10 protein-coding genes are annotated in these 13,462 nt (G+C 73.1%); 6 read left to right on the top strand and 4 right to left on the bottom strand.

The features are described from left to right. From IE237_RS18240 to IE237_RS18225, 4 genes are all read left to right on the top strand, one after another. Complete coding sequence (locus IE237_RS18240) at positions 1–243, top strand: DUF2630 family protein (protein WP_189803066.1); 243 nt, start codon at positions 1–3, stop codon at positions 241–243. A gap of 327 nt (positions 244–570) precedes the next feature. Next, positions 571–2,523 (top strand): FUSC family protein, encoded by a 1,953-nt coding sequence (locus IE237_RS18235; protein WP_189803065.1) that lies wholly within the window; start codon positions 571–573, stop codon positions 2,521–2,523. 217 nt (positions 2,524–2,740) lie between these two features. Continuing rightward, entirely contained in the window at positions 2,741–4,216 is a 1,476-nt protein-coding gene (locus tag IE237_RS18230; RefSeq protein WP_189803064.1) for an APC family permease, read from the top strand. A gap of 61 nt (positions 4,217–4,277) precedes the next feature. Then, the gene (locus IE237_RS18225) at positions 4,278–5,267 is read left to right on the top strand and encodes a hypothetical protein (RefSeq protein ID WP_189803063.1); all 990 of its coding nucleotides are present in this window, start codon (positions 4,278–4,280) and stop codon (positions 5,265–5,267) included. A 28-nt stretch (positions 5,268–5,295) separates the two neighbouring features. Here the strand turns inward: IE237_RS18225 and IE237_RS18220 are convergent, their stop codons facing one another. Next, on the bottom strand, positions 5,296–7,359 hold the full coding sequence (locus IE237_RS18220; RefSeq protein WP_189803062.1) for a PhoX family protein: 2,064 nt from the start codon (positions 7,357–7,359) through the stop codon (positions 5,296–5,298). A 258-nt stretch (positions 7,360–7,617) separates the two neighbouring features. On the opposite strand from IE237_RS18220, the gene IE237_RS40800 reads away from it, so the two are divergent. Then, positions 7,618–9,465: a VWA domain-containing protein gene (locus tag IE237_RS40800; protein ID WP_229842750.1), complete on the top strand. Its 1,848-nt coding sequence runs from the start codon at positions 7,618–7,620 to the stop codon at positions 9,463–9,465. On the opposite strand, the gene IE237_RS18210 is transcribed toward IE237_RS40800, so the two are convergent. Beyond that, complete coding sequence (locus IE237_RS18210; RefSeq protein WP_229842749.1) at positions 9,462–10,559, bottom strand: sensor histidine kinase; 1,098 nt, start codon at positions 10,557–10,559, stop codon at positions 9,462–9,464. The two genes, IE237_RS40800 and IE237_RS18210, sit on opposite strands and share 4 nt — an antisense overlap. Next, a complete protein-coding gene (locus tag IE237_RS18205; RefSeq protein WP_189803061.1) occupies positions 10,556–11,236 on the bottom strand; it encodes a response regulator transcription factor in 681 nt (226 codons plus the stop codon). The genes IE237_RS18210 and IE237_RS18205 overlap by 4 nt, the downstream gene beginning before the upstream one ends. Positions 11,237–11,307: 71 nt before the next feature. On the opposite strand from IE237_RS18205, the gene metG reads away from it, so the two are divergent. Then, entirely contained in the window at positions 11,308–12,915 is a 1,608-nt protein-coding gene (metG, locus tag IE237_RS18200; protein WP_189803060.1) for a methionine--tRNA ligase, read from the top strand. Between the two features lie 62 nt (positions 12,916–12,977). Here metG and IE237_RS18195 read toward each other — a convergent pair whose 3' ends face one another. Further along, complete coding sequence (locus IE237_RS18195; RefSeq protein ID WP_229842748.1) at positions 12,978–13,331, bottom strand: DoxX family protein; 354 nt, start codon at positions 13,329–13,331, stop codon at positions 12,978–12,980. Positions 13,332–13,462 lie beyond the last annotated feature (131 nt).

Raw genomic sequence — 13,462 nt, 5'->3', positions numbered from 1 at the left:
ATGGACAACGAGGAGATCCTGGACGACATCGGCGCCCTCGTCGAGGAGGAGCGCGCCCTGCGCGAGCGCGCCGGCACCGGCGGCCTCCTGCCCGAGGAACGCGCCCGCCTCGCCGACCTCGAAGTGCGCCTCGACCAGTGCTGGGACCTGCTGCGGCAGCGGCGCGCGAAGGCGGAGTTCGGGGAGGACCCGGACGAGGCGACCCTCCGCCCGGCCACCGAGGTCGAGTCCTACCGCAACTGACCCACCACCCGCCCGTTGTGGGCATGCGTTCCTCCCCCAGACTTCGTCCGGGAGGTGCCCCCAGGGCGGAACGGATGGGCACAACGGACGGCGCCCCCTGCCGGCGCCAGAGGCTCCCGAGCCCGAACCCGCACCCCGACGTGCGCCGCGTCCGTGGTGCGGGTCCAGGCGCGGAACGCGGAGGCGCCGCTGAGGGCGCCGTCCCGTGTGCCCACCCGTCCCTCCCCCAAGGACTTCGTCCAGGGGGGACCCCCAAGCGGGACACCTGCCCACACGGCGGTGGGGCACCGCCCGCAACGGCGCGGTGGCGCGTCGTACGTTGGACGCATGGCACGTCCCGCAGCCCCCGCACGGATCACCCCGCCCGCCTGGCTCACCGCCGGTCTCAAGCCCGCCCCCACCCCCATCCCCTGGGCCGCCGTCGTCCGCGCCTCCGTCGCGCTGTCCGTGCCGCTCGCCGTGGGGCTCGCGGTGGACCGGCCGGCGTACGGCGCACTGGTCTCCATGGGCGCGCTCTCCGGCGTCATCGGCGACACCGCCGACGCCTACCGGATGCGGGTCTACAACATCGCGGTGCCGCAGCTGTTCGGCGCGCTCGGCGTCACCCTCGGGACGCTCGTCTTCGGGCAGGGCTGGCTCGCCGTCGCCGTCCTGACCCTCGTCGCGATGGTCTCCGGGATGATCTCCTCGATCGGCGCGGTCGCCTCCGTCTCGGGACTGCTGCTCCTCCTCAACGCCGTGGTCGGCGCGGGCCTGCCGATGCCCGACCCCTGGTGGAAGGCGCCCGTGCTCCTCACCCTGGGCGGGCTGTTCGTCCTGGTCCTCACCCTCCTCGGCTGGCCGATGCGCCGGGCCGCGCCCGAGCGGGAGGCCGTCGCCGCGACGTACCGCACCGTCGCCGAGCTGTACGAGGCCACCGGCACCGGCGCGTACGACGAGAAGCGGCAGGCCGTCACCGCCTCGCTCAACCAGTCGTACGACCTGGTGCTCGCCCGCCGGGCCCGCCAGCACGGCCGCGCCTCCTCCCTGGTGCGGATCCTCGCCCAGCTCAACGTCGTCATCCCGCTCGTCGAGGCCGCGCCCGCCGCCCACCTGCGGGCCCGGCTCGTCGGCCCGCTGTCCCCCGCGATCCCCGCGGCCGTACGGGACCTCGCGGACGCCGTCGAGGAGGGCCGCACCGGCGGCGCCGTCCTGGACCTGCCCGCGCCCGAGCGGCCCGCGGAGAAGGCCGTGGACCACGCCCTGCGGCACGCGGCGGCCGTCGTCCACCAGGCCGACGCCGACCCGTACAACGTCGACGACCGGCTCGGGCGGCCCGCAGCACTGCGCGTCCGGGCCCGCCGGGCCGCCCGCGCCGTCCTGCTCTCGGAGGCGTCCTGGCGGTACGGCCTGCGGCTCGCGCTCTGCATCGGCCTCGCGCAGGCCCTGGTGTCCCTGATCGCCGTACCCCGCTCGTACTGGGTCGCGCTCACCGTCACCTTCGTCATGAAGCCCGACTTCGGCTCGGTCTTCTCCCGGGCCGTGCTCCGCGCCGCCGGCACCGCCGCCGGACTCGTCCTGGCCGCCCTCGTCCTCTCCGAGGTGCCGCGCGGCTGGTGGGACGTGCCGGTGATGGCCGTGCTCGCGGCGCTGATCCCCGCCTTCTCCGCGAAGGGGTACGCCTTCCAGACCGCGGCCATCACCCCGGTCATCCTGCTGCTCTCCGACACCCTCAACCACCAGGGCTTCGACCTCGTCATGCCCCGTCTGTACGACTCCCTCATCGGCTGCGGGATCGCGCTGGTCGCCGGCTATCTGCTGTGGCCCGAGTCCTGGCACGCCCGCATCGGCGACCGGCTCGCGGACGCGGTCGCCGACACCGCCGCGTACGTGCGGCAGGCCTTCGGCGCCGAGGAGGACCACGGCGGCAGGCTGCGGGCCCGCCGGAAGCTCTACCGGGACCTGTCGACCGTCCGCTCCGAGTTCCAGCGGGCCCTGACCGAACCACCGCCGACGGGCACCCGCGCCGCCGCCTGGTGGCCGCTCGTCGTCGCGGTGGAGCGGATCGTGGACGCGACGACCGCCGCCCGGATCAGGGTCGACCACGGCGCCCCCGCGCCCGACCCGGCGGAGGTCGCCGCCGTGGAGCGGGAGTTGCGGGAGCTCGCGGACGGACTGCGCGGCACCGACACCCTCGTGGAGGTCCGCGCGGAGCTCCCCGGCGACGAGAGCGGAGTCCTGGCGCCGCTCCGCCAGGAGGTCGGCGCGGCCCGCGCCATCGCCGGTCCCGACCTGCGGTAAACCTCCCTCCGGGGGCGTACGGGAGGACTTACCGGCGGTCACGGAACGGAACCTTCCCCACCGCCGTTACCGGAAGCCACCCGGGCGACTACGATGCGCTCGATTCACCGTGATCCGCGCCCGCCGCCGTCGGCAACCGGCCCGGCGGACGGGCCACTTCGCCCTGCCCCGCCGTGCCCCCCGTCCTGCCTCAGCCCCGCGCCCCCGAGGACCCGCCATGCGCACCACCACGAACAGAGGGCTCCAGCCCAACGTCCTCGGTACCTTCGACACGATCGTGATGGCCGTCGCCGGCAGCGCCCCCGCCTATTCGCTGGCCGCCACCACCGCCGTCCTCTTCGGCGCGGTCGGCCTCGCCGGGCCCGCCGCCCTGCTCTACTGCGCGATACCGATGCTCGGCATCGTCCTGGCGTACGCCCGCCTCGGCCGCATCGACGTCAACGCCGGTGCCGGATACTCCTGGGTGGGCCGCACGCTCCACCCCTTCCTCGGCTTCCTCTCCGGCTGGGCGCTCGTCTTCGCCGCCACCGTGTTCATGGTGGCCGGTTCGCTGCCCGCCGGCTCCCTCACGCTCTCCCTGATCGACGCGGACCTCGCCGCGAACACCCCGCTCGCCGCGGCCGTCGGCGCCGGCTGGTTCCTGATGATGCTGCTCGTCGTCCTGGGCGGCGCCCGGCTCACCGTACGGGCACAACTCGTGATGTCCGGCGTCGAGATGCTGATCCTGCTCGGCTTCGTGCTCGCCGCCGTCGCGCACCGGGGCCGGGCCACCGCCTTCGACTGGTCCTGGTTCGCCCTCGACAACTTCCACGGGCCCGAGGGCTTCGCCGCCGGGGCGCTGATCGCCGCGTTCTACTACTGGGGCTGGGACGTCACCAGCAACCTCAGCGAGGAGACCCGCGACAGCCGGCGCACCGCCGGACTCGCCGCGCTCGTCGGCGTCGGCTTCGTCTTCCTCCTCTTCGAGGCCTTCACCGTCGCCGTCAACGTCCTGCTGAGCGCCGAGGAGATCCGCGCCGCGGGACCCAACGTCCTCGCCGTCCTCGGCCAGGAGATCTGGCCCGGCGTCGGCGGCAAGCTGCTCGTCGTGGCGGTCCTCCTGTCCACCGTCGCCACCCTGGAGACCACCCTCCTCCAGGTCACCCGCTCGCTCTTCGCGATGGGCCGCGACCGGACCCTGCCCGCCGCGCTCGGCCTCGTGCACCGCCGCTGGAACACCCCGTGGGTCGCCATCGCCGCCGTCGGCGGCGCCGCCCTCCTGATGTTCTGCGCGGCCGCGGCCGCCGGCTCCGTGCAGCGGATCCTCAGCGACGCCGTCGCCGCGATCGGCCTCCAGATCGCGTTCTACTACGGCCTCGCGGGCATCGCCGCCGTCGTCGCGTACAAGTCGGTCCTGTTCCGCTCCGTACGGAACCTGGTCCTCGGCGGCCTCTGGCCGCTGCTCGGCTCCGCCTTCATGCTCTGGGCCTTCGCCGAATCGCTCGGCGAACTCTCCAGGACCGCCGTCACCATCGGCCTCGGCGGACTCCTCCTCGGCGTGGTCCCGCTGCTCGTGTACTGGCGGAAGGGCAGCGACTACTACCGCCCCGCCCGCCTGGACGCGGTCCGCGCGCTCGCGGCGGCGGAGGGCTCGACCCCGGCCACGCGCCCGCGTACGGGAACCCGCGACAAGAACTACGCAACGGATTTCTGACGACCCCTCTCTTCCACACCGAGCGACTTCTGACGGCAGCCGAACCCGAAGGAGGCCCCCGATGGCCGTACGCCGCCGCCTCGCGCGCCCGGCACGTCCGGAGCGCTTCGCGCCCGACTTCGACCCGGACTTCGGGGACCGCGCGCTGACCGAGGCGCGCCACGACATCGTCATCGGCCGCTGGCAGGGCGTACGGGACCTGCTCGGCGCCACCGGTACGGACTGGGCGCGCCGCACCCACCGGCTGCGGCTCCTCTCGCACGCCGCCGCGGGCAGCTCCACCGTCGAGACCTGGCGGGCCGCCGAACCCGGAAACCCCGACGCCGCGGTCCTGCGGGCCGCGACCGAGGTCGTACGGGTCTTCGACGCGGCCATCGCGGCCGGCCGGGGCGCCACCCTCGAACGGGGCCGGATCGACGCCGCCGTCGACGCCTGCCGGGGCGCGGCCGAGGCCGCACCGGCCGACCCGATGCCGTGGGTGTCCCTGCTGTCGGTGGCCCGGCTGTACGACGGCGGGGTGCCGCGCCGGGAACTGCGCCACTGGTTCGACGAGTTGCGGCGCCGCGACCCGTACAACACCGAGGGCCACATCCAGGTGCTGCGCTACTGGTCGGCGCGGTGGCACGGCACCCACGGCAGCATGTACGACTTCGCCCGCGACGCGGCGGGCGTGGCACCGCCCGGCTCGCCGCTGCCGGTCCTCGTGCAGGTGGCCCGCGTCGAGGAGTACCGGTACATCGCGGACGGCGCGCTCGGCCGGGGCCCGGTGCGCGGCTTCGACCAGCACTGGAAGCACGAGCTGGCCGTCACGGAGCTGCGCCGCACCCACGCGCGCTGGATCGGCGGCCGGGACCCGGAGCGCCCGGTGGCACCCGAGGAGGTCGCCGACCTCAACTTCCTCGCGCACGCCGCCTGCTACGCGGGCCAGGTGGAGATCGCCCGGGAGCTGATGGGGATGCTCGGCAGACGGGCGGCGTGGGTGCCGTGGGCGTACACGGGCGACCCGGAGGAGCAGTTCACGCGGTTCAGGGAGGGCCTGGGAGTGGAGTAGTGACCCCACCCCCGGGCCCCTCCGCGCGTCAGACGCCGATGTCGCGGCCGTCCGTGCGCCACACGGCGACGACCGACGGGCGGACGATCTTGCCCGGGCCGTCCGGCCAGACGGAGGCGGGCTTCTCGACGGAGGCGCCGTCGACCTCGCCCGGGTGCTGCACCGAGACCAGGACGCGGCGGTCCTGGACGAGCGGGCCGCAGGTCTCGGCACCGGTCGGCACCGTCAGGAACTGCTTGAGCTCACCGCGCCGCTCGCCGCGCGTGGCGACGCCGAACAGGCCGTCGTGCGAGCCGAGCTGGTTGCCGTCGGTGGAGATCCACAGGTTGCCGTGCGGGTCGAAGGCCACGTTGTCCGGGCAGGAGATCGGGGAGACCTTCTCCTTGGGGAAGCCGGCGAAGTAGGTGGCCGGGTCGTTCGGGTCACCCGCGACCAGGAACAGACGCCAGGCGAAGCCGTCGGCCGACGGGTCGTCCCAGTGCTCGGCGAGCTCCAGGATCTGCCCGTGCTTGTTGAGGTTGCGCGGGTTGGCCTCGTCGGCGGGCGCCTTGCCGGCCTTGCCGCGGTCGGAGTTGTTGGTGAGCGCGACGTAGACGCGGCCGCTGCGCGGGGACGGCTCGACGTCCTCGGGCCGGTCCATCTTGGTGGCGCCGACCTTGTCACCGGCGAGACGGGTGAAGACGTACACCTCCTCGGCGGTCATGCCGGGGACGTGCGAGACGGCGCCGTCGGGGCCGGCCGTGGCGAGCGGGATCCACACGCCGGAGCCGTCGAACTCGCCGTCGTTCGGGAGCTTGCCGGTGCCGTCGATCTCGGCGGCGGGCGAGTCGCCGGTGAGCTTGGCGACGTAGAGCGTCCCCTCGTCGAGCAGGGTGAGGTTGTGCTCGTGGGCGGCCCGCGAGTTCCCCTTCTTCATCCGCTTGCTCGACACGAACTTGTAGAAGTAGTCGAACCGCTCGTCGTCACCCATGTAGACCGCCGGACGGCCGTCCTCGGTGAGGCGGGGCTGCGCGGCCTCGTGCTTGAAGCGGCCGAGCGCGGTGCGCTTGCGGGGCGTGGACTCCGGGTCGTACGGGTCGAGCTCGACGACCCAGCCGAAGCGGTGCACCTCGTTGGGCTCCTGCTTGAGGTCGAAGCGCTTGTCGAAGCGCTCCCACTTCCGCTCGGATGCCCCGGTGCCGACGCCGTACCGCTTGTCGGTGGCGCTCGACCCGTTGGCGAAGTACTGGTTGAAGTTCTCCTCGCCGTGGAGGGTGGTGCCCCACGGGGTGGTGCCGCCGGCGCAGTTGTTCAGCGTGCCGAGGACCGTGCGGCCGGTCGGGTCGACGGAGGTCCTCAGCAGGGCGCTGCCGGCGGCCGGCCCGGTGACCTCGAACTCGCTGGTGGTGTGCAGACGCCGGTTGAGGCGGTGGCGGATGACGGGCGTGAGCTTGCCCGTACGGTGCTCCTCCTGGACCACGACGACGGACAGGCCGTGCGCGGCCCAGGCCACCTCGACCTGCTCGCGGGTCGGGTCGGCGGCGTCGTACCCGCGGAACATGAGCACCTCGTCGGTGTACTCATGGTTGGCGACGAGGACCTGGCGGTCGTGCTCCCCGCGCAGCGGCAGCAGGGAGAGGAAGTCGTTGTTGTAGCCGAACTGGCCGGCCTGCGCCTTCGCGGTCTGGTTCTCCGAGTCGAAGGCGGGCGCGCCGCGGAGGATGGGCTCGCCCCAGCGGATGACCACGTTCTGCGCGTACCCGGCGGGGACGGTGACCCGGTCGTCGTTGTTGGGCGCGACCGGCGCGAAGCGGAGACCGCGGGCTCCGTCGGTGCGCTCCGGCCTGTGCGGCCACTGCGGGCGGGCCTCGGCCGCGGGGGCGTTCCCGAGGACGACGGCGCCACCGGCCGCGGAGGCGACCGTCACGACGGCGGCGGCGCGGAGCGCGGAGCGGCGGGAGAGCACGCCGGCTATGACGTCGCCGACGTACTCGTTGTCGCTGGTGTTGGGCACCTCGTGGAAGCAGGCGTCACCGCAGCGGAACCGGCAGGTGAGAGCGGAACGGCCGCCTCCGTGGGGGTTCGCGCTCAGCAGCGGCAGCAGTTTGCGCACTTCGTCCTCCTCCGGCGCACCACTGCGCCGACATGGTGTCGGATTCCTTCGGCGGCGACGCTATGTGCGCACATCTGCACAGGGACGGCGCCGGAGTGAACGCCGAATGAATGCACGGCAACCGGGGGCGACCGGGTCACCGGAGGGGGAGGGGGTGGCCGCTAACCTTACGTGTCCGCCCTGGCCAGGGATGAACGTCCCGAAACGCCCAGTACGGACATTCACACTGCACCCCCACTCATGCGAAAGGGTTCGCCCATGGGTATTCGGAGCATGCTGCGCAAGGTGTTCGGCCGGGACCGCGAGGAATCCCCGGCAACCTCCGTCCCGCCCCAGACGCGTGAGACCCCGGAGACGTCCACCCCGGAGACCCCGGAAGCCCGGGTCACCCCGGAGGCCGCGGCGCGCCGCGCGGCGGACGACCTGGTGGCGGCGTCCTTCGACAACCCGCACATCCCGAAGGCCCGGACGGCGGACCCGGAGGACGCGGTTACCGCCCCGGCGGCCGAGCCGGAGGGTGCGGTTGCCGCCCCGGCGGCCCAGGAGGAGCCGGAGCCCGAGGCCCCGGCAGCCGAGCCGGAGGCGGACGCCCCGGAGGGGGCGCAGGCCGAGGCCGACGCGACCCCGGCGGAGCCGGAGACGGCTGTTGCCGCGGACGCGGACGCGTCCGAACCCGCTCCGGAGGAGCAGGCGGAGACGGAGCCCGTGGCCCCGGCCGAGCCGGAAGCCGACGCCGCGGAGGCGCCGCAGGCCGAGGCTGACGCCCCGGCGACCGAGCCGGAGGCGGACACCTCGGAGGAGCCGCAGGCCGAGGCCACCGTCCCGGCGGCCGAGCCGGAAGCGGCCGTCGTCGAGGACGACGCGACCCCGGCGGAGCCGGAGACGGCCGTCACCGCCGACGCGGACGCGCCCGAACTCGCTCCGGAGGAGCAGGCGCCCGAGGCCCCGGCGGAGCCGGAAGCGGCCGTCGCCGCCGACGACACGACCCCGACCCAGCCGGAGGCCGACGCCGCCGACGAGCCGCAGGCCGAGGCCACCACCCTGGCGGAGCCGGAGACGGTCGTCGCCGACCACGCGGACACGTCCGAAGCCGCCGCTGAGCCGGAGGCCGCCGCCCCGGAGGAGCCGCAGGCCGAGGCCACCGTCCCGGCGGCCGAGCCGGAAGCGGCCGTCGTCGAGGACGACGCAACCCCGGCGGAGCCGGAGACAACCGTCACCGCCGACGCGGACGCGCTCGAACTCGCTCCGGAGGAGCAGGCGCCCGAGGCCCCGGCCGAGCCGGAAGTGGCCGTCGCCGCCGACGACACGACCGCGGCCCAGCCGGAGGGCGAGGTCACCGACCCGGTGGCCGAGCCGGAGGCTCAGCCCGTCGAGGTTCCGGCCGACGAGGCGCCGGCCGACGACGTTCAGGCCGACGAGGCGCCCGCCACCGGCGTGGAGGCCGTACCCGCGCTCTCCCTCGCCGCCGTCAAGGCCGCCGCCCCGCACCTCGCGGACGCGTACAAGGCCGCCGGGGCGCAGCTCAAGAAGCAGGGGCTCACGGGCGCGCGGGCCGCCGTGTACCTCGTCGTGGACCGGTCCGGGTCGATGCGCGGGTACTTCAAGGACGGCTCCGTGCAGCGGCTCGCCGAGCAGGTCACCGCGCTCGCGGCGCACCTCGACGAGGCCGCCACCGTGACGACCGTGTTCTTCTCGACGGACATCGACGGCACCGTCGACCTGGCTCCCGCCGACCTCACGCCCACCCGCGTCGAGGAGATCAACGGCACGCTCGGCCGCCTGGGCCGTACGAACTACCACCGGGCCGTCGAAGAGGTCCTCGCGCACCACGAGAAGAACGACCCGGCCCGCCCGGCACTCGTGGTGTTCCAGACGGACGGCGCGCCGGAGTCGAAGACGGCCGCCACGCAGGCGCTCGCCGAGGCCGCCGACCGCCCGCTGCACTGGCGGTTCGTGGCCTGGGGCGAGGAGGACAACAAGGCCTTCGACTACCTCCGGAAGCTCGACGGCACCCCCCGTACGGCGACGTACTTCGCGGGCCTGACCCCCGTCGAGACGGCGCACGCGGCGTTCTACCGGGGCCTGCTCGCCGGCCTGGAGTTCTAGACGGCCACGGTGGTGACGGTGACCGGCAGGGTCACCGTCACCACCAGCCCGCCGCCCTCCGCCGCACCCCGCGCCACGGCGCGTACCGCGCCCCCGTGCGCGAGGGCGATCGAGCGGACGATGGAGAGCCCGAGCCCCGCGCCGGGCCCCATCCGGTCCCGCCCCTCCCCGCGCCGGAAGGGTTCGAAGAGCCCGTCGACGTCGCCCTCGGGGACGACCGGCCCGGTGTTGACGACGGTGAGGACACCGGGCGCCTCGACCCGCACACGCACCTCGCCCCCCGGCACGTTGTAGGCGACCGCGTTCGCGACGAGGTTCCGTACGAGCTGTGCGAGCAGCACCCGGCTCCCCCGTACGACACCGCCGTCGCCCACCACGCACGCGCCCGCGTACTCCTCGTCGACGACGTCCCCGAGCGGCACGTCCTCGCGTTCGGCGAGCCCCCGCTCGCTCCGTGCGAGGAGCAGGAGGCCGTCGATGAGGCGCTCGCTGCGAAGGTTGCTGTCGAGCAGGATCTGTCGCACGTCGCAACTGTCGTCGAGACCCACCTGGATCGCGGCGCGCTGGGTGGCGAGCGGGGTGCGCAGCTCGTGGGAGGCGTTGGCGATGAACCGGCGCTGGCTGTCGAACGCGGTCTCCAGGCGCCCGAGCAGCGCGTCGATCGTGTCGCCGAGTTCCTTGAGCTCGTCGTCGGGCCCGCGCACGTCGAGCCTCTCGTCGAGGCCGGAGAGCCGCCGGGCCCGGGCGGTCATCTCGTGGACGGGCCGCAGGACGCGCCCGGCGGTCCACCACCCCACCACGACCGCGCCACAGGCGATGACGAGCAGGGACATGCAGGACCACATGAGCATCTGCTGGCCGGCGGCCCGGCTGATGTCGTCGCCGATCTCGTACGCCTCGACGACGGCGACGTCGTCGGCGCGGGCGACGATCGCGTCCGTGTCGGCGTCCGTGCCGGCTCTGACCAGCAGGTTCACCACGAGCAGCAGGACGGCGCCGAGGACCAGGAAGACACCGCCGTAGACGAGGGCGATGCGGGTGCGGATGGTGGACCCGGCACCGAGGAAGGACTCGCTCACCACGGGCTCGCTCACAGCACGTACCCCACGCCCTGGACGGTCCGGACGAGCGCCGGGTCGCCGAGTTTCCCCCGCAGCTTGCTCATGCAGACGCGTACGGCGCCGGTGAAGGGGTCGGCGTGGGCGTCCCAGGCGCGTTCGAGGAGCTCCTCGGCGGAGACGGCGGCGCCGTCGGCCTCCAGGAGGATCTGGAGGACGGAGAACTCCTTGGGGGAGAGGTCGAGGTCCCGCCCGTCGCGGGTGGCGGTCCGCCGGGCGGTGTCCATGACGAGGCCGTCGCGCTCCAGGAGCGGGGGCAGGGCGGGCCGGGCGGAGCGCCGCCGGAGGGCGCGGACGCGGGAGACGAGCTCGGGGAAGTCGAAGGGTTTCCCGAGGTAGTCGTCGGCGCCGAGGTCGAGGCCCTGGACGCGGTCCTCCACGGCGGAGGAGGCGGTGAGCATGAGGATCCGGGTGGGGGAGGCGGCGGCGACGAGCTGCCGGGCCACGTCGTCGCCGTGGACGCGGGGCAGATCGCGGTCGAGGACGAGGACGTCGTAGGGGCTGGGCGCGGCACCGTCGTACGCGGGCAGGCCGAGCAGTTCCAGGGCGTCGTCGCCCGCATGGACGGTGTCGACGGCGAAGCCGGCCCGCCGCAGGCCGGTGGCGAGGAGCGCGGCGAGGTCGCGCTCGTCCTCGGCTACGAGTACACGCATGCCGCTCATCATCCACACCCCCCGGTTTATGGATGTGAGTGGATCTACGTCCGACCGTTAGGATTTCGACCATGGCGGCCACTGGATCCGAGAAGCAGGGGGCGAAGGCGTTCTACGTCACGACCCCCATTTACTACGTCAACGACGCTCCTCACCTGGGCCACGCCTATACGACCGTCGCAGGCGACGTGCTCACGCGCTGGCACCGTCAGCGCGGCGAGAAGGTGTGGTACCTCACCGGCACGGACGAGCACGGTCAGAAGATCATGCGCACGGCCGAGGCGAACGACGTCACGCCCCAGGCCTGGTGCGACAAGCTCGTCGAGGAGGCGTGGAAGCCCCTCTGGGAGCACCTGAACATCGCGAACGACGACTTCATCCGCACCACGCAGAAGCGTCACACCGACCGCGTCCAGGAGTTCGTGCAGGACCTGTACGACAAGGGCGAGATCTACAAGGGCGGGTACGAAGGCCCGTACTGCGTGGGCTGTGAGGAGTACAAGCTCCCCGGCGACCTCATCGAGGCCGAGGACGGCACGAAGCTGTGCCCGATCCACAAGAAGCCGGTGGAGATCCTCAAGGAGGAGAACTACTTCTTCAAGCTGAGCGAGTACGGCCCGAAGCTCCTGGAGTTCTACGAGGCGAACCCGGGCTTCATCCAGCCGGAGTCGGCGCGCAACGAGGTCGTGAACTTCGTCAAGCAGGGGCTGCAGGACCTCTCCATCTCCCGTTCCACGTTCGACTGGGGCATCCCGATCCCGTGGGACGAGAAGCACGTCATCTACGTGTGGGTCGACGCGCTCCTGAACTACGCGACGGCCGTCGGCTACAACGAGAACCCGGCGAAGTTCGCGGAGACGTTCCCGGCCAACGTGCACCTGGTCGGCAAGGACATCCTGCGCTTCCACGCGGTGATCTGGCCGGCCATGCTGATGGCGCAGGGCCTGCCGGTCCCGGGCAGGGTCGCGGCCAACGGCTGGCTGATGGTCGGCGGCGAGAAGATGTCGAAGTCGAACCTGACGGGCATCAAGCCGCAGGACCTGACCTCGCACTTCGGCGTGGACGCCTACCGCTGGTACTTCCTGCGGGCGATCGCCTTCGGCAGCGACGGCTCGTTCTCGTGGGAGGACTTCTCCGCCCGCTACACCTCCGAGCTGGCCAACGACTACGGCAACCTCGCCTCGCGCGTCGCGGCCATGGTCGGCAAGTACTTCGGCGGCGAGCTGCCGGCCTCGACGGCCGACGGTGACGCGGAGAAGGCGATCCAGGACGGCCTGGCCAAGGCGGTCGCGACGGCCGACCTGAAGATCGGCGAGGAGCTGGACTTCCAGGGCGGCATCCTGGCGATCTTCGACTTCGTGAAGCAGGTCAACGGCTACATCACGGAGCAGGAGCCGTGGAAGGTCGCGAAGGACGAGAGCGAGGAGGGCCGCGCCCGTCTCGCCACGATCCTGTACACGGCCGCCGAGTCGCTCCGCGCCGTCGCGGTCCTGCTGAACCCGATCATGCCGGAGACCTCGCAGGCCCTCTGGGACTCGCTGGGCGCCGAGGCGTCCCTGGGTGCCCTGGCCACGCAGCCGGTCCAGTCCTCCGCCATGTGGGGACAGCTGCCGGCCGGCGCGACGGTGACGAAGGGCGCGGTGCTGTTCCCGCGCCTGGAGGAGCCGAAGAAGGACTGACGCAACGCCGAAGGCCGCCGTCTCCGCTCTGCGGGGACGGCGGCCTTCTCGTTTCTCCACGGTCACCAGGTGAGGACGAGGGCGGCGACGGCGGGCGCCATGTAGACGAGCGGGAAGGGCGCGTGGCCGTAGGCGCGGGCCCGCAGCACGGTGATCACCGCGCCGGTGAAGTACAGGATGAGCCCGATGGCGGCGAGGGTCCCGATGACGGGGACGTAGAACCCGACGATGAGCCCGGCGCCCCCGGCGGCCTTGGCGGCCCCGAGCCAGTTCCACCAGGCCTGCGGCACGCCGTACTGGGCGAGGGGCTCGACGACGAACTTCGCCCGGAAGAAGATCGAGGCTCCGGAGAAGCCGGCCATGAACGCGGCGACGGCGGTGACGACGATGGCGGTGGTGGACATCTCGGCGAACATCTCGGCTCCTTCGGCCTTTCCCGTATCCGCCTCGACCGAGCCGGACACTGCACTGACGGAGCCGGAACGGGATGTGTGACAGCCCGCGCGACGAAACTTCAGTGGACCCGGTTCGGCATGTGCCAAGAGCC

It is taken from the genome of Streptomyces tanashiensis (genome assembly GCF_014648895.1).
Taxonomy (GTDB): Bacteria; Actinomycetota; Actinomycetes; order Streptomycetales; family Streptomycetaceae; genus Streptomyces; species Streptomyces tanashiensis.
This window is presented reverse-complemented; position numbering and strand designations above follow the sequence as displayed.